This window comes from Phenylobacterium sp. P4_E10 (genome assembly GCF_056401675.1).
The window spans coordinates 116734-132431 of record NZ_JBFUIW010000007.1 but is presented as its reverse complement, the minus strand read 5'-3'; the positions used below and the strand labels follow the sequence as shown (position 1 = coordinate 132431).

The window sequence follows — 15698 nt, the reverse complement described above, 5'->3', positions numbered from 1 at the left end:
AGCTGTCACGCTCTAGTTCAACACCACAACGGAGTCCGACAGCTCGTTCGGATTATCGCCCGCCCGCGGCGGGAAGTGCTCGGCCAGGATGGCCCCGCACAGGCTGATGGCGTCCTCGAAGCCCTCGGCCGGACGCCCGGCGCGGAAACCTTCGACCAGCCGCTGCATGGCGCCCTCCCAGGCTCCGTCCGCCACCTTGGCGGCGATGCCGTCGTCGGCGATCAGCTCGGCCATATGCTCGGCGGCCGAGACATAGATCAGCACGCCGGTGCGCTCGCGGGTCGCCTGCAGGTTCTTGGCCAGGAACTGCTCCTGGGCGCGGCGGCGCACACGTTCGCGCTTCAGGCCGCGCGGCGTCAGGAACCGGCGGATCGGCGGGATCGCCACGAAGATCGCCACCAGCAGGAACAGCACGCACTGCAGCAGGATGGCCCCGCTCAGCGCCGCCCTCGCCGCGGCCTCGGCCGCCGAGCTCATCTGCGCTGCTGACCAGCCGCCGCCCAGATCGTCGGGCGCGGTGACGTGGATGCCCGCCGCCAGCAGCGCCGCCGGCGCGGCCAGGGCCGCAATGGCGCCCCAGGCGATCGGCACCTCGCGATAGTCCGAAGATTCCGGGGCCACGACGCAATAGATCTCGCCGGTAGTCCCGGCCTCAGCCGCCCTCACTGCCGCCTCGATGCGCGCCCGGTCTGATTCCGTCAGCATCCTACCAGCTCCCCGAAGCCCCGCCGCCGCCGCCCGAGCCGCCGCCGCCGCTAAAGCCGCCGCCGCCGAAACCGCCCCCGCCGCCGCCACCCCAGCCGCCGCCCCAACGTCCACCCCCGCCGCCGCCGCTAAGGATCAACGGCAGCCACCAGAGCCCGCGACGCCGCCGCCGACCGCCCATGACGCCGCTCAGCAGCCAGAAGATGATGAAGATCACAAAGATCGTCGCTGGGCCGATCTCACCCTCGCGCGAGGGTTTCTTGGCCTGGGCTGCGGCCGCCGCCTTCGCCTCGTCCTCGGGCAGGGACAGCTGCTGGATGATCGCGCGGGTCCCGTCGACCACGCCGTCCTCGATCTTGCCTTCCTTGAAGGCCGGAATGATCCGCTGGTTGATGATCAGACTCGACAGCGCGTCGGTCAGCACCGGCTCCAGGCCATAGCCGACCTCGATGCGAACCTTTCGCTCGGAGGGGGCGACGATCAGGATGGCGCCGTCGTCGCGGTCCTTGTCGCCGATGCCCCAGCTGCGCAGCAGCTGGTAGCCGTAGTCCTCTATCTCGTAGCCCTGTAGGTCGGGCAAGGTCGCCACCACCAGCTGGCGGCCGGTCTTGCTTTCGAGCGCGGCGAGCTCCTGGGTAAGCGTCGCTTCGGTCTGCGGCGAGAGCACATTGGCGTTGTCCACCACCCGCCCGGTCAGCGGCGGGAAGGTCGGCGCCGCGAACGCCGATCCGACGCTGACAAACAGGACCAGGACCGCAAGGCGCAGAGCGCCCCACGGTCCCGTGCGCATCGTCATTGAGGCGCGGCCGGCGCCGGAGCTGCGGGCGCGGGCGCCATGTTGACCGGCGGCGCGGCCGGAGCGGTTCCGCCGAAGTTCACGCTGGGCGCGTTCTGGGCCGCGGCGCTCGCCGCAAAGGTCTGCATCGGCTTGGCCCAGCGGTGCACGGTACCGGCCCAGAGGGCGCCGGGGAAGGTGCGGATCTCGGTGTTGTAGTCCTGGACGGCGGCGTTGTAGTCGCGCCGCGCGATGGCGATGCGGTTCTCGGTGCCTTCCAACTGGCTCTGCAGGGCCAGGAAGTTCTGGTTCGACTTCAGGTCCGGATAGCGCTCCTGGATCATCATCAGCCGGCCGAGCACGCCGGACAGCTGGTCCTGGGCGGCGGCGAACTTTTGGAACTGCACCGGGTCGGTGATGGTCGAGGCGTCGACCTTGACCTGGGTGGCCGAGGCGCGGGCCTCGGTGACCTGAGTCAGCACCTCGCGCTCCTGGGTCGCGTAACCCTTCACGGTCTCAACCAGGTTGGGGATCAGATCGGCGCGGCGTTGGTACTGGTTCTGCACCTCGGCCCAGGCCGCCTTGGCCCGCTCGTCCTTGGTCGGGATGGTGTTGATCCCGCAGCCGGCGATCAGCATGGGCGCCAGTACGATCAGGGCTGCGCGCACGAAGCGTTGGCGAAGATTGGTCACGTGAGAATGCTCCCAAGGCCGCCAAGTCTCGGCTTGGCGCGGCCATCATTGGCCCGAGGCGGGGCCGGGCGCAATCTCCGCGCGATTGCCGATGGCCGGGCGCGCCGGCTCGAGCTTGAGCCCAAACAGCGGCCGCAGGAAGCCGACGCGGCGCACGACTTCGTAGGTGGCGAAGCACGCGGCGAAGGTGCCGACGATCAGCAGCGCCGCCTCCAGCCCCTGCGACAGGCCGAGCCTGGCCAGGTGGTGAGCAGCCACCACGATGACGGTCTGGTGGACGATGTAGAACGGGAAGACCCCGAGGGTCAGATAGGTCAGCACGGGCCCGCCACGAGTCAGGTGCTTGGCGCCGAAGCCCAGGACTGCGGCGATCGCGCACCATTGATCGAGTACGTAGCCGATTTCGCGCACCGGCAGGACCCAGGCCGGCTCTCCGTCATGCCGATAGATCCACCGCAAGCTCGAATAGGCGGCATAGCCGAGGACCGCCAGGCCGAGCGCGGCCCAGCGCAGGCGAATGAAGTCCAGCTTCACCGGCTCAGACTTGGCGATCAGGAAGCCGAGCAGGAACACCGAGAACGAGAGCGCGTGGTTGTACCAGTCGTCGATCAGCGCGTGGGTCACCTCGAAGTTCGGGGCCAGCGCCCCGCGGATCAGCGCCAGGAAAAGCACCGGCCAGACGATCAGGCCCCAGCCGCGCAAGGCCCGCTCCGCGCCGCCCTGCAGCTTGTCGAAACCACGGCGGAAGAGCGCCAACAGCCCGGCCAGGATCAGGCTGTAGACCAGCAGGTAGGCCACGAACCACATGTGGTTATAGGTCGGGGTGATCAGGCAGCCACCCGCGTCGCACCAGTGGCCGCTGGCGGTGACGTACTTGCCGTAGAACGCGCCGAACGAGCCGGCGAAACCCAGCTGCTCGACGATCTCGTAATAGCTCTGCGGCGGCACGATCACGAACACCGCCAGCAACAATGGCGGCAGCAGCCGCGCCGTGCGCGCCTTGGCCAAGGCGCCGGCGCTGACCTTGTCGGCCATGAAGCGCGTCGCCGCGCCCGACACCAGGAACAGCAGGGTCAGCCGCCATGGATTGGTCAACTGCATGACCGGCTCCAGTTGCTCGACCGGATGCGGCGACTTCACGTGCCAGTCCCACGGCACGTAGAACATGCCCACGTGATAGAGGATCAGCAGGAAGAAGGCGCCGACGCGGATCCAGTCGAGATCGGGGCGGCGTTCGGAAGCGGCGGCGGACATGGCGGTGTCCCTGGCTGGGGATGGAAGTCGCCGGCACTTGGCTCGCGGCGCCGAAGCGGTGAAAGTCCGCAGGGCTGCGCGGCGCGGCCGCTGGGACGGGCGGGAACTCCACGGTGACGAGCGGCGACAGATCCGGGACGAACGGCGTCTTCTGGCGGGCGCTGCCGCTGTTCGCCGCCGCCATCCTGGCGCTGAACACGGTCAACATGTTCACCGCCTTCCAGGACCGGCCCGGCGAGCATTGGATCGTGCCGGTCGTCGAGGAGTACACCAGCGCGGTCTGCGCCATCGGTTTCATGTGGATCGGCTGGGCGGCGTTCCGCATCGCCCCGCCCGACAGCCGCCCGGTCTGGCGGATGCTGCTGGTCCAGCTGGCCGGCCTGCTGGTGTTCGCCACCGCCCACATCGTCGGCTTCTACGTGCTGCGGGCGCTGATCTTTCGGCTGCTCGGCGGGTCGTTCGAGTTCGATCTGGCCGAGCGCTACGTCTACGAGCTGCGCAAGGACGCGGTCGGCTACTTCATCGGCGTCGCCGGCTTCTGGGCGCTGTCGCGCGCCTACACGCCCAAGGCCGAGACGCCCGCCGTCGAGGGGCCGGCTACCTTCGACATCCGCGACGGCGCCAAGCTGCTGAGGGCGCCCGTTAGCCAGATCCTCGCCGCCCGCTCGGCTGGCAACTACGTGGAGTTCGTGCTGGCTGACGGCCGCAAGCCGCTGATGCGCACGTCGCTGGCCGCGCTGGAGGCCGAACTGACGCCGTTCGGCTTTGTCCGCACCCACCGCTCCTGGCTGGTCAACGCCGCCAAGGTGACCGAGCTGCGCCCGGAGACCTCGGGCGACTACGCCGTCCTGCTCGGCGATGTCGAAGCCCCGTTGTCACGCCGCTTCCCGGACGCCCTGACGCGGCTGCGCGCCGGCTAGCCGGCGCCCTTGGCCCAAGTCCTGGCCGCCTCCAGGTCCTTCATGTCGAACGTCCGCACCTCGACCGACAGGAAGGCGGCGAAGAACCGCGCCATCGGTCCGATCCAGCCGTTGTCGGTGACCACCGCGCAGCGGCCGAAGGCGTCCAGCCGCGTGAAGCTGTAGTTGAGGTCGCGCCACCACAAGCTCGGCTCCATGCCCGCAAAGCTGCGCACCACCTCGACTGCGTTGATCTTCTCGTGGGTTTTCAGCAGCGCCTCGATCGCCGCGACCGCGGCCTCGTATCCCGCCTTGTCGACGGCTCCATCGACCGTCAGCTCGATATAGCCGATGGTTTCGTCGATCATAATGTCCAGCATGCCTGCGCTCCCTCGCCACGATGTCTACGCCTCGGCGAACGGAACGCATTGAGCGCGATCAAGGGTGCGTTAGCTTGGACTTCGCGCCAAACCGGGGGAGCCGACCGCACGTGGACTTCATGAAGATCCTGCGGAGCTTCGAGGAGTTCCTGTTCGAGGCGACCTCGTGGCTGGCATTCTACCCGCTGACCTTATGGCGGATCATCACCCAGCCGCTGACCTGGATGGCCTATTCGGACGGCGAACAATCCGAAGAAGGCGAAGGTCGGTACGATCGGGCGCTTTCACCGCCGCTGCTGCTGCTGATCACCGTGGTCTTGCTGAACCTGGTGGGGACGGTGACCCACTCGGCGCCGCCGCCGACCTCTTCCGAGGTGCTGAAGGTGGTCAACAGCACGCCAGAGAACCAGGCGCTGTTCCGCTCCCTGATTTTCAGCCTGATCCCCTTGGTCGCGGCGGTCGTCATGCTCAAGAATCGGGGCGAGACGCTGTCGCGCGAAACGCTGCGCGCGCCGTTCTACGCCCAGTGCTATCTGGCCGCGCCCTGCGCGGTGATCCTCAACACCGGCGGCTTCATCTTCGCGCACGCCGAGCTGTCGAACGCCATTGGCCTGGCGGTGATGGCGGCCGGCGCTGCCTGGTTCCTCACCGCCCAGACCCGCTGGTTCGCCGCTAAGCTGACAACTGGACTGCCGAAGGCCGTCCTCCTCGCCCTCGCCTCGACCCTGGCCGCGATCATCTGCCTGCTGGCGATCCTGATTCCGATCGCGGTGGCCTAGCCGCCCGCCATCTCCCGCAGATGCGCGCGCTCGTTCAGAGCCACGACATTCCGCTGGCCGCCGCGGGCGCACATGTAGCGGTGGACGCTGGTGTAGCCCGGCTCGAAAAACAGCCGCGGAGCCATGCCGAGGATGTGGGCGGTCCAGACGTTGATCACCCCGCCGTGGCAGAACACGGCCACTCGCTGGCCGGGGTGCGAGGCGATCACTTCCTCCAGCGCGCCGACCACCGCGGCGCTGAACGCCTCGATGTCCATGGCGTGCTCGCCGTTGGCCAGCGCCAACCAGGCCTCGTAGTTCTCGCGCTTCAGGACCTCCATCGGCACGTACGAGCCGGCGTCGCGGTCGAATTCAGCCACGCCCTCGTGCACGCTGATCGCGTGGCCCAGGTGGCCGGCGAACGGCTCGGCGGTCTGCACGGCGCGCCGCATCGGGCTGGACCACACCGCGTCCGCGCCCTCGTGCGCCAGCCAGCCGGCGACCTTGCGCGACTGCTCGTGCCCCTCGGCCGACAGTTCGGGATCGGAGCTTTCGTCGCTTCGCACCGGCAGCCCGTGGCGGATCAGGATCAGTTCCATGGCGTGTCTCCCCTGGACTTCGCTTAACCCGAGGCGGCGGGCGAGTGCTAGGCTCCCGCGACGGCAGGCTTGGGTCGCCCAACCCAATACTGTATATACCGGATATGCAGCCGTCCCAGGACATGACCTGGTTCTGTTTCGGCCATCGCAGCCGCAAGGCCGCGCGGGCGGTGACGCGCGCCTTCAACCAGCGCCTGAAGCCGTTTGGCCTGAACATCGGCCAGTACGTGTTGCTGGGCGTCATCGCTCGCGGCCAGCACCGATCGGTGGCGGCCATGGCCGAGGAGGTCGGGGTCGAGCCCTCGGCCCTGTTGCGCAATCTGCGCCTCCTGGAGGAACGCGGCCTGGTCGCTGGCGAAGGCGGCCGTGGTCGCGCCGGACTACGCCTTGCGGTCACGCCTGCCGGCGCCGACCTGATCGAGACGAGCATTCCCGCCTGGCGCGACGCCCAGGCCGATTTGGCCGCCCTGATGGACGGGCGCGCCGACGAAACCCGTGAGGCCCTGGTGCGCTTGGAACGTGCGGCCTTGGCCTTAGAGAGAGCTGAAAGGTGAGTGAGATGCGTAGAATCGTCGTGACCGGCCAGGGTGTGGTCTCGCCCCTGGGCACAGGAACCGAAGCGGCCTGGGCGCGGCTGATCGCCGGCCAGTCGGGGCTGCGCCGCCTGCCCCAGGATCTCGCCCCCGACGTGCCCGCTCAGGTCGCCGGCATGGTGCAGACCAAGGCCGAAGACCCCGAGGCCGGCTTCGACCTCGACGCCGCGGTCCCCGGAAAGGACCAGAAGAAGATGGACCGCTTCATCCAGTTCGCGCTCGGCGCGACCGACGAAGCCGTCGCCCAGTCGGGCTGGACGCCGGAGAGCGAGGCCCAGCGCGACCTGACCGCCACCATCATCGCCACCGGCATCGGCGGCTTCCCGGCCATCGCCGAGGCGGTGCGCACCACTGACGAGCGCGGCGTGCGGCGGCTGTCGCCGTTCACGGTGCCATCGTTCCTCGCCAACCTGGCCGCCGGCTGGGTGTCGATCCGCTATGGCTACAAGGGCCCGCTCGGCGCGCCGGTCACGGCCTGCGCCGCCGGCGTCCAGGCGATTGGCGACGCCGCCCGGATGATCCGCTCCGGCGAGGCCGACATCGCCATCTGCGGCGGCGCGGAGGCCACCATCGATCGGGTCAGTCTCGGCTCCTTCGCCGCCGCCCGGGCCTTGGGCTCGGCCTTCAACGACGAGCCGACCAAGGCCTCGCGCCCGTTCGACCAGGCCCGCGACGGCTTCGTCATGGGCGAGGGCGCCGGGATCATGGTCATCGAGTCGCTGGACCACGCCCTGGCCCGCGGCGCCAAGCCGATCGCCGAGCTGGTCGGCTACGGCACCAGCGCCGACGCCTATCACCTGACTGCCGGACCCGAGGACGGTTCAGGCGCGGCCCGCGCCATGCGCGCGGCCCTGGCCCAGGCCAAGCTGGAGCCATCGGCTATCGGCCACCTCAACGCGCACGCCACCTCCACGCCGGTCGGCGACAAGGGCGAATTGGCGGCGATCAAGTCGGTGTTCGGGACCGGCCACGGCCCGGCGATCAGCTCGACCAAGTCGGCCACCGGCCACCTGCTCGGCGCCGCCGGCGGCCTGGAGGCGATCTTCACGGTCCTGGCGCTGCGCGATCAGATCATCCCGCCGACCCTCAACCTCGAAACTCCCGACGAAGACGCCGCCGGCCTCGACCTGGTGGCGCTCAAGGCCCGCAAGGCCTCGTTCGACTACGCCCTCTCCAACGGCTTCGGGTTCGGCGGCGTCAACGCCAGCGTGATCTTCAAGCGCTGGGAAGGCTGACCCTTTCCTCCCCCATTCATGGGGGAGGGGGAGCGGCGAAGCCGGTGGAGGGGACGAGACTGGGCTCGGTGGATGGGCCTGCCCCCTCCACCACCTTCGGGCGGTCCCCTCCCCCGCTGCGCAGGGGAGGAAAAGGAGTCTACTTCCGCTTGGCGGCGCTGGCGTCGCGGACCGGTTTGAACTCCGAACCGTCCTTCCAGTTCGGCCAGACCCCGCCGTTCGCCAGTTCCTTGCCCATCTCGTAGAACAGCGCCACGTCCTGCGCCGCGCCGGCGAGGTCCCAGTCGGCCGACCAGCTGTCGCAGGTCTTGTGGTAGCAGTTGGCGGTGTAGTCGCTGACCCACTTGTCGCCGGCGGCGCGACCGCCGTTGACCAGGTCGGCCCCGCCCCCCAGCCCCATCAGCAGCAGCACCGGAACCCCGCGACGGGCCATCGAGAAGTGGTCCGCGCGGTAGAACAGCGCCCGCTCCGGATGAGCGTCCGGCGTCACCGTGCGGCCCTGCGCGCCGGCCGCCTTGGCCAGGATGTCCTCCAGGGCGTTCTGGCCTGCGCCGATCAGCACCAAGTCCTTGGCCAGGCCGTTCGGCTGCAGCACATCCATGGTCAGGTTGGCGGCCATGGTCTCCAGCGGCACGGTCGGGTGAACGCCGTAGTATTCCGAGCCCAGCAGACCACGCTCCTCGGCGGTCCAGGCGGCGAACACCAGCGTCCGCTCCGGGGCCGGCCCGGCCTTGAAGGCCCGCGCGATCTCCATGGTCCCGGCCACGCCGATGGCGTCGTCCAAGGCGCCGGGGCGGACCGTGCGGCCCTGGGCGTCCGCCGCGCCGACGCCGTAGGCGTCCCAGTGGGCGGCGAACATCACGCTCTCGCTCGGCCGCTTGGCGCCGGTGATCTTGCCGATGACATTGCGGCTGACGACCTGCGCGTGCTCTAGGCCATAGCTGGCCGAGAAGCTCGCGCCGGTCAGCGGGACCGGATGGAAGTCGGCCCGCCGAGCTTTCGCCTTCAGGGCGTCGAAGTCCTGCCCCGCGGCGGCGAACAGCTCGCGCGACGCCTCCCCGCTCAGCCAGCCCTGCAGCAGCACCTTCTCCTTGGCCGGATCGGCGCGGACGATGTCAAAGGCCTCGCCGTTCGAGGCGATCACCGTCGACCAGCCATAGCCCGCGCCCGGCGTCTCGTGGACGATCAGCGCGCCCAGCGCCCCGCGGCGGGCGGCCTCCTCGTACTTGTAGGTCCAGCGCGCATAGTAGGTGGCCGCCAGGCCGCCGAACTTGCCCACCACCGGCTCGCCCGGCACGGCCTCGAAGTCCGGATCGTTGATCAGGAAGACCGCGATCTTGCCCTTCAGATCGACGCCCTTGAAGTCATCCCAACCGCGCTCAGGCGCCGTGACCCCGTAGCCGACGAACACCAGCGGGGCCTTCTCGATGCTCACCTTGTCGACGGGCCGCAGGGTCGAGGCCGAGATATCCTTGTTGCGCTCCAGCCGGCGCGCTTGACCCTTGAGGTCGAAGGCGAAGTCGCCGCCGTCCTTCAGGTTGAAGCGCACCAGCGGCACGTCCTGGGTAAAGGCGCCCTTGTCGCCTGCCGGCTCCAGCCCGAGAGCTTTGAACTGCGCGACCAAGTATTCGATGGTCTTGGCCTCGCCCGGCGATCCCGGCGAGCGGCCCTCGAACGCGTCCGAAGCCAGGTCCTTGGTGATCGACGACAACCGCGCCGGATCGATCGGCGCCTGGGCCAGCGCGCTGCCAGCCAGCAGCGACAGGGCGAACGAAAACGCGGCGGTGCGGATCATGAGGAACTCCGGAAAGCTTGAGCGGCGGACCGTATCCCCCAGCGCCATCCGGTGAAAGCGCAGACGCTTACGTCCGCGTCGCGAACTCCGAATCGCCGGTCACCGCCACCACCTGGTCGTCGAACGAGGCGTGGGCCGAGGTGTAGAGGTGCGAATAGAGCCCGCCGTGGGCGATCAGCGTGTCGTGGTCGCCCTGCTCAAGGATGCGGCCCTGCTGAAGCACGATGATCCGATCGGCGTCGCGGATGGTCGCCAGCCGGTGGGCGATGACGATGCAGGTGCGGCCGGCGAACAGCACCTTCAGCGCCTTCTGGATGGCCTGCTCGGTGAACGAGTCGATATTGGCCGTGGCCTCGTCGAGGATCAGGATCTGCGGGTCGGCGACCAGCGCCCGGGCGAACGAGATCAGCTGCCGCTGGCCCATCGAGATGTTGCGGCCGCGCTGGCCGAGCTTGGTCTGGTAGCCGTCCGGCAGACGCATGATGAAGTCGTGCGCGCTGACCGCCTTGGCCGCCGCGATCACGTCCTCGCTCGTCGCGTCTTCGGTGTTGTAGCGGATGTTCTCCTCGATGGTGCCGGTGAACAGGAACGGCTCCTGCAGCACCATGCCGATGGTCTTGCCCAGCGAGTCGAGGGTGACATCGCGCACGTCGTGGCCGCCGACCAGCACCTGGCCCTGATCGACCTCATAGAACCGGTGGGTCAGGGCGATGATCGAGGTCTTGCCCGAGCCGGTCGGCCCGACCAGGGCCACCACCTCGCGCGGGTTCACCTTCAGGCTGATGTCGTGCAGCACCGGACGGGCCGAGTCGTAGCCGAAGGTGACGTTCTTGAATTCGACGGTGGCCGGGACGTCGGCCAGCGGCTGGGCGCCGGGCTTGTCGGTGATCGCCACCTTGACGTCCAGCACCTCGAAGATCCGGTGCCCGGCCGCCATCGCCCGCTGCATGATCGTGTACTGCATCGACAGCATGCGGACCGGGTCGAAGAACCGCTGAACGTAGAAGATGAAGGCGACCATGACGCCGACTTCCAGCGTGCCGCCCAACACCGCATTGCCGCCGACCACGATGACGATGGCCATGGCGAAGCCGGTCAGCACGTCGACCGTTGGGACCATGATCTGGGTCATCCAGGCCGCGTGCGCCTGGGCGACGAAGTTCTCGTGCGCCTTCTCCTGGTAGAGGTCGAAGTTCACCGCCTCGCGCCGGCTCTCCTGCACGGTGCGCACGCCGTTGATGTTCTCGGCCAGGGCCGAGTTGGCGGTCGAGGAGGCGTCCCGCGCCAGCCGGAAGCTGGACTTGGAAAACGGCAGCCAGATCGCTCGCACGACGATCAGCAGCGGCAGCACGGTCAGGGTCAGCAGGCCCAGCTTCCAGTCCATGCTGATCAGCACCGCGGTGATCCCGATCAGCATGGCGAAGTCGCCGACCGCGCCGGTGGAGCTCTCGAGGAACTCCTGCAGCGCGTTCACGTCGCCCTGCAGGCGGGACATGATCCGCCCGACGTGGGTCTTGTCCATGAACGACAGCGAGACGTCCTGGAAGTGGTCGAACATCTTGCGGCGGATGTCGAAGATCACCCGCTGGGCCAGCCGCGCCGACAGCCACTGCTCCATGAAGAACGCCGTCGTGTAGATGGCGATCAGGCCGGCGAAGGCGATCAGGGTCTGGTTCAGCAGCGTCGCGTCGCGGGCGACGGCGGCGTTCACCGCCCGCCCGATCAGAGCCGGGATCGCCACCACCGAGGCGGCCGAGATCAGCACCGCCACGACCGCGACCATGAACGAGCGCCGGTGCGGCTTGAGCATCGCCAGGAAGCGCTTGGCGACCCCGGTGTCGAAGGTGCCGAAGATGTCCTCGCCTTCGGACGAACCGAGCGAGGCGCGGGGTTTGCGGGGCGCGGGCTGGCTCATGCGGCGTCCTCGTCCAGAACTGCCTCGGCGTCAGACCGCGTCTGCAGCTCGTAGAGGTCGGCATAGATGCCGCCGGCCGCGACCAGCTGCGCGTGGGTGCCGCGCTCGCTGACCTGGCCCTGATCCAGCACGACGATCTGGTCGGCGTGCATCAGCGAGGACAGCCGGTGGGCGATGATGATGGTGGCCTTGGCTGCGGTCGCCTCGGACAAGGCGTCGCGCACCCGCCGCTCGGTGACCGCGTCGATGGCGGCGGTGGAGTCGTCGAAGATCATCAGGCCCGGGCCCGGCGCCACGCCGCGCGCGATGCTCAGCCGCTGGCGCTGGCCGCCCGACAGCGCCACGCCGCGCTCGCCGACCCGGGTCTCGTAGTTCTCCGGCAAGCCGGCGATGTGGTCGTGGATCTGAGCGGTCTTGGCGGCGCCGACGATCCGGTCATCCTCCGCCCACGGATCGGCATAGGCGACGTTGTGGCCGATCGAGGCGTCGAACAGGAACGCCTCCTGCTGCACCAGCCCGACGTACTCGCGCAGGGAGGCCAGGGTTACGTCACGGATGTCCTGGCCGTCGATGGTGATGGCCCCGCCGGTGATGTCGTAGAAACGCGGGATCAGGTTGGCGATGGTCGACTTGCCGCTGCCCGGCGGCCCGACGATGCCCAAGGTCTCGCCGGCCTTCACCTCGAAGCTGACGCCGCGCAGGATCTGCTTGCCCTCGTCATAGCCGAAATCGACGTCCTCGAAGCGCAACGTACCTTTGCCCGGGACCAGCGGCTTGGCGCCCGGCGCGTCGGCGATCTCCGGCTCCATGTCGAGCACCTCGAACAGCCGCGCCCCCGACGAGGTGGCGCGCGCCGCTGAGTTGAAGATCATGGCGATCTGCCGGATCGGGGTCTGCAGCAGGGTCATGTAGGTGAGGAATTCGGTGAGCTTGCCGACACTCATCGTCCCGTCGACCACCTTGTGGCCGCCGTACCAGAGCAGCAGACCCATGGAGCCGTAGAACGACACCGTCATCACCGCCACCGCCCGGAATCGCAGGGTGATGCGCTTGTAGGAGAAAGTCAGCGCGTCCAGCGAGGCGGCGTCGAACTTGGCCATCTCGAAGCGCTTGCCGGCGAAGGCGCGCACCACACGGATGCCCTGGAGGTTCTCCTCCATGGTGAGAGTCAGGACCGCCATCAGCTCCTGCACGCGCAGCCATGTGACCCGCAGCAGGAAGCCCATCCGCCCCAACGCCCAGCCGGCGATCGGCACGAAGGCCAGGCCGATCAGGCCCATCACCAGGTCGGTGCTGAGCATCATGTAGGCGGCGAAGCCGAGCAGCAGGACCAGCGACACAAACTGCATCACCCCGCCCTGGATGAAGACCCGCGCGCCCTCGAGGTCGAGCATGCCGCGGGTGATCAGGTCGCCGGAATGGATGCGGTCGTGGAAGCCGAAGCTAAGGCGCTGCAGCTGTTGGAAGTAGCGCAGGCGCAGGTCGTAGCCGACCCGCTGGCTGACATATTCCGACTGATAGCCCGTCATCATGGTCAGAACGCCGCGGATGACGGTGGCGGCGATCACCAGCAGCGCCGTGGTCCAGAGCGCGGCCTGCGCCTCGGCGGCATGCGCTGATCCGTCCCTCAGCAGCGCCTGGGCGTGGTCGACCGCGGCTCCGAACAGCCGCGGCAGCGTCAGGCTGGCCACCGCCGCGCCGAGGGAGCATGCGACCGCCAACGCCATCCGCCCCGGATAGCGCAGCGAAAGCGCCGTGATCCGCTGCAGGACGCGCGGCATCTCGCTGACATCCACGCGCGGCGCGGTGGAGTCAGGAGTGCGCGCACCCCGCTGGGAGGGGTGTTGCTCGCTCATCGCAAGTTCCATCTTGAAGTATGCGGACTATTTTGAACCGCAGGATCGCTGCGCGCCAGACTTGTTTTGACGCCGCGTGCAAATTCGCCCGTTACACAGGCCTGGATTTTCTGCGCTCAAGTCGGTTGGCGATCTGGGCCCATGGTGACCAGCTGCATCGGCGGCGGCGGGCGGCGGTGCAGCGGCTCGCCTTTCACGAACATTTTCAACGCTTCCCAATGAATCGCCCACAGCACGCCGAGGCTCATCATCGGGTGCGCGGCCCAGGCGTGGACCAAGGCGGCGTCGGTCAGTTCACGCCGGACGCCATGGAAGGCGGTCGCCAGAACCAGTCCTTGCGGCCCCGTTACATCGACCTCCACCGCGACCGAATCACCCGTTGAACGGGTGCGAAACCGGTAGGTCAGGTCCATGTCCATGAATGGCGAGACGTAGAAATTCTTGCTGCAGGTCTGCTCGCCGTCCGCCGCCAGAAGATAGAGATGCCGCTCCCCGAAAGTGTTGTTGACCTCGTAGAGCACGGCGCTGAGCGCCTGGTCCGGGCAGTGGCAGAAATAGACGGTCAGCGGATTAAACGCCCCGCCCAGCAGCCGCGGCATGCACAGCGCCCGCACCGCTCCGCCGTGCGGCAGGCCGGCCTCCTTGAGCAGCGCCTCGACCTGCGCCTTCAGCGGCTCGGCGCCGCCGGAGAGGTGATCGGCCTGATGGAAGCTCGCCAAGGCGAAGCGGTCGACGCCGAACGCCATCAGCCGCTGATCGAGCGCCTGCAGTTCGTCCAGGTCCAGCAGCAGCATGAAGATCCGATAGGCCAGCCGATGGCGTCGCGGCCCGCGCCGAGAATGTGTCACCATCCCGGCATAGAGGCCGCTGGCGCTCACGCGGCGCGACCCGCCGCCGACGGCGGCTCCAGGTGGATCCGCCCGGATTCGTCCGACACCTCCCAGGGCCGCCGCGCCCCGCCCAGGGCCTCGGCCACCGCCAAGCCCGACTGCAGCGCGTCCTCATGGAAGCCATGCCCGAAATAGGAGCCGCAGAACCAGGTCCGCCGCCGCCCCTGCAGCGACCACAGGTCCCGCTGGGCGGCGATCGCCGCGGCGTCGAACTGCGGATGGTCGTAGGGCTCGGCGCAGATGATCTTCTCCCGAGCGATCTCCCGCGTCGGATTGAGGGTGACGAACAGGTCCGGCGCGTCCTTCAGCGACTGCAGGCGGTTCATCCAGTAGGTGACGCACCCTTCGCCCGGCTCGTCCCGGCGGCCGATGTGGTTCCAGCTGGTCCAGGCCGCCTTGCGCATCGGCATCAGGCTGCGATCCGAATGCAGGACCGCCAGATTGCGGTTGTAGGCGAAGGCCGACAGCAGCCTCTGCTCCTGCGGGTCCGAATCTGCCAGCAGGCCCAGGGCGGTGTCCGCATGGGCCGCGATCACCACCTGGTCGAACCGCTCGGCATGTCCGCTGGCGTCGCGCACCTCGACGCCCAGCGGGTCGCGCCGCACCTGGGTCACCGGCGTGGAGAGCCGCAAGCTGCCCCGGAAGGCCTCGGCGAGCCTTGCGACATAGGCCTGGCTGCCGCCGCAGACCGTTCGCCACTTGCCGCGGCCGAACAGGCTCATCATGCCGTGGTTCTGGAAGAACCGGATCAGCGCCGCGGCGGGGTACTCGCGGATCGCCCTCAGCGGGGTCGACCAGATCGCCGCGGCCTGCGGCAGCAGGTGGTCGTCGCGGAAGGCCCGGCAATAGCCGCGGGTCTCCAGATAGTCGTCCAGCGAGGTCAGCGGCGCCTCCAACTCCGCCAGGTCCTTGGGTCCCTGGCGATAGAAGCGGCCGACATCGCGCAGCATCGCCCAGTAGCGGGCGCTGAAAAGGTTGCTGGCCTGGGCGAACAGCGCCCCTGAGGAATATTCGAAATCGCCGTCGTCGAGCGAGACGCTCATCGCCATGTCGGCCGGGCGGCTGGCCACGCCCAAGTGCTCGAGCAGCGCGGTGAAGTTCGGATAGTTCGCCTCGTTGTAGACGATGAAGCCGGTGTCCACCGCCACCGGCCCATGACGGCCCTGCACCTCGAGGGTGTTGGCGTGGCCGCCCAGCCGATGGGCGTCTTCATAGAGAACCACCTCGTGGCGCTGGCTCAGCAGCCAGGCGGACGAGAGGCCGGCGACGCCCCCGCCGACTACGGCGATCCTGAGCCGTGGACTTTTACTCACGCGGCGCGCTCCCCATGCATGTCCGGACGGGCCGGTCCC

General features: G+C 68.7%; 15 protein-coding genes. 4 read left to right on the top strand and 11 right to left on the bottom strand.

The features are described from left to right. Positions 1-12: 12 nt before the first annotated feature. From AC1DQJ_RS10525 to AC1DQJ_RS10510, 4 genes are all read right to left on the bottom strand, one after another. A complete protein-coding gene (locus AC1DQJ_RS10525; protein ID WP_477602954.1) occupies positions 13-705 on the bottom strand; it encodes a TPM domain-containing protein in 693 nt (230 codons plus the stop codon). Between the two features lies 1 nt (position 706). Further along, a complete protein-coding gene (locus AC1DQJ_RS10520; RefSeq protein ID WP_477602952.1) occupies positions 707-1501 on the bottom strand; it encodes a TPM domain-containing protein in 795 nt (264 codons plus the stop codon). Beyond that, positions 1498-2118, bottom strand: a complete 621-nt coding sequence (locus AC1DQJ_RS10515; protein WP_477603106.1) for a LemA family protein — start codon at positions 2116-2118, stop codon at positions 1498-1500. Before AC1DQJ_RS10515 ends, AC1DQJ_RS10520 begins: the two co-directional genes overlap by 4 nt. 99 nt (positions 2119-2217) lie before the next feature. Further along, complete coding sequence (locus tag AC1DQJ_RS10510; protein ID WP_477602950.1) at positions 2218-3426, bottom strand: acyltransferase family protein; 1209 nt, start codon at positions 3424-3426, stop codon at positions 2218-2220. A gap of 113 nt (positions 3427-3539) precedes the next feature. On the opposite strand from AC1DQJ_RS10510, the gene AC1DQJ_RS10505 reads away from it, so the two are divergent. After that, complete coding sequence (locus AC1DQJ_RS10505) at positions 3540-4346, top strand: LytTR family DNA-binding domain-containing protein (RefSeq protein WP_477602948.1); 807 nt, start codon at positions 3540-3542, stop codon at positions 4344-4346. On the opposite strand, the gene AC1DQJ_RS10500 is transcribed toward AC1DQJ_RS10505, so the two are convergent. Then, complete coding sequence (locus AC1DQJ_RS10500; protein WP_477602946.1) at positions 4343-4705, bottom strand: SpoIIAA family protein; 363 nt, start codon at positions 4703-4705, stop codon at positions 4343-4345. The genes AC1DQJ_RS10505 and AC1DQJ_RS10500 overlap by 4 nt on opposite strands. 110 nt (positions 4706-4815) lie before the next feature. Between AC1DQJ_RS10500 and AC1DQJ_RS10495 the strand changes: the two genes are divergently transcribed. Beyond that, a complete protein-coding gene (locus tag AC1DQJ_RS10495; RefSeq protein ID WP_477602944.1) occupies positions 4816-5484 on the top strand; it encodes a hypothetical protein in 669 nt (222 codons plus the stop codon). Here the strand turns inward: AC1DQJ_RS10495 and AC1DQJ_RS10490 are convergent. Beyond that, positions 5481-6062 (bottom strand): histidine phosphatase family protein, encoded by a 582-nt coding sequence (locus AC1DQJ_RS10490; RefSeq protein WP_477602942.1) that lies wholly within the window; start codon positions 6060-6062, stop codon positions 5481-5483. The two genes, AC1DQJ_RS10495 and AC1DQJ_RS10490, sit on opposite strands and share 4 nt — an antisense overlap. Positions 6063-6166: 104 nt before the next feature. Here AC1DQJ_RS10490 and AC1DQJ_RS10485 point away from each other — a divergent pair, with 104 nt between their 5' ends. Together AC1DQJ_RS10485 and fabF are read left to right on the top strand one after the other, a co-directional pair. After that, the gene (locus AC1DQJ_RS10485; RefSeq protein ID WP_477602941.1) at positions 6167-6616 is read left to right on the top strand and encodes a MarR family winged helix-turn-helix transcriptional regulator; all 450 of its coding nucleotides are present in this window, start codon (positions 6167-6169) and stop codon (positions 6614-6616) included. A 5-nt stretch (positions 6617-6621) separates the two neighbouring features. Beyond that, a complete protein-coding gene (gene fabF, locus AC1DQJ_RS10480) occupies positions 6622-7890 on the top strand; it encodes a beta-ketoacyl-ACP synthase II (protein WP_477602939.1) in 1269 nt (422 codons plus the stop codon). 139 nt (positions 7891-8029) lie between these two features. On the opposite strand, the gene AC1DQJ_RS10475 is transcribed toward fabF, so the two are convergent. The 5 genes from AC1DQJ_RS10475 to AC1DQJ_RS10455 all read right to left on the bottom strand — a co-directional run bounded on the left by AC1DQJ_RS10475 (position 8030) and on the right by AC1DQJ_RS10455 (position 15659). Then, positions 8030-9685: a M28 family metallopeptidase gene (locus AC1DQJ_RS10475; protein ID WP_477602937.1), complete on the bottom strand. Its 1656-nt coding sequence runs from the start codon at positions 9683-9685 to the stop codon at positions 8030-8032. Positions 9686-9752: 67 nt separating this feature from the next. Next, a complete protein-coding gene (locus AC1DQJ_RS10470) occupies positions 9753-11600 on the bottom strand; it encodes an ABC transporter ATP-binding protein (protein WP_477602935.1) in 1848 nt (615 codons plus the stop codon). Then, on the bottom strand, positions 11597-13456 hold the full coding sequence (locus AC1DQJ_RS10465) for an ABC transporter ATP-binding protein (protein WP_477602933.1): 1860 nt from the start codon (positions 13454-13456) through the stop codon (positions 11597-11599). Before AC1DQJ_RS10465 ends, AC1DQJ_RS10470 begins: the two co-directional genes overlap by 4 nt. Before the next feature lie 116 nt (positions 13457-13572). Then, positions 13573-14334, bottom strand: coding sequence for a DUF1365 domain-containing protein (locus tag AC1DQJ_RS10460; protein WP_477602931.1), 762 nt, complete (start codon positions 14332-14334; stop codon positions 13573-13575). After that, entirely contained in the window at positions 14331-15659 is a 1329-nt protein-coding gene (locus AC1DQJ_RS10455) for an NAD(P)/FAD-dependent oxidoreductase (protein WP_477602929.1), read from the bottom strand. The genes AC1DQJ_RS10460 and AC1DQJ_RS10455 overlap by 4 nt, the downstream gene beginning before the upstream one ends. Positions 15660-15698: the final 39 nt, after the last annotated feature.

Coding starts and splice junctions, on each gene's coding strand:
- AC1DQJ_RS10520 (WP_477602952.1), bottom strand. CDS start 1,501: ATGACGATGCGCACGGGACCGTGGGGCGCTCTGCGCCTTGCGGTCCTG.
- AC1DQJ_RS10510 (WP_477602950.1), bottom strand. CDS start 3,426: ATGTCCGCCGCCGCTTCCGAACGCCGCCCCGATCTCGACTGGATCCGC.
- AC1DQJ_RS10525 (WP_477602954.1), bottom strand. CDS start 705: ATGCTGACGGAATCAGACCGGGCGCGCATCGAGGCGGCAGTGAGGGCG.
- AC1DQJ_RS10500 (WP_477602946.1), bottom strand. CDS start 4,705: ATGCTGGACATTATGATCGACGAAACCATCGGCTATATCGAGCTGACG.
- AC1DQJ_RS10465 (WP_477602933.1), bottom strand. CDS start 13,456: ATGAGCGAGCAACACCCCTCCCAGCGGGGTGCGCGCACTCCTGACTCC.
- AC1DQJ_RS10470 (WP_477602935.1), bottom strand. CDS start 11,600: ATGAGCCAGCCCGCGCCCCGCAAACCCCGCGCCTCGCTCGGTTCGTCC.
- AC1DQJ_RS10515 (WP_477603106.1), bottom strand. CDS start 2,118: ATGCTGATCGCCGGCTGCGGGATCAACACCATCCCGACCAAGGACGAG.
- AC1DQJ_RS10485 (WP_477602941.1), top strand. CDS start 6,167: ATGCAGCCGTCCCAGGACATGACCTGGTTCTGTTTCGGCCATCGCAGC.
- fabF (WP_477602939.1), top strand. CDS start 6,622: ATGCGTAGAATCGTCGTGACCGGCCAGGGTGTGGTCTCGCCCCTGGGC.
- AC1DQJ_RS10475 (WP_477602937.1), bottom strand. CDS start 9,685: ATGATCCGCACCGCCGCGTTTTCGTTCGCCCTGTCGCTGCTGGCTGGC.
- AC1DQJ_RS10490 (WP_477602942.1), bottom strand. CDS start 6,062: ATGGAACTGATCCTGATCCGCCACGGGCTGCCGGTGCGAAGCGACGAA.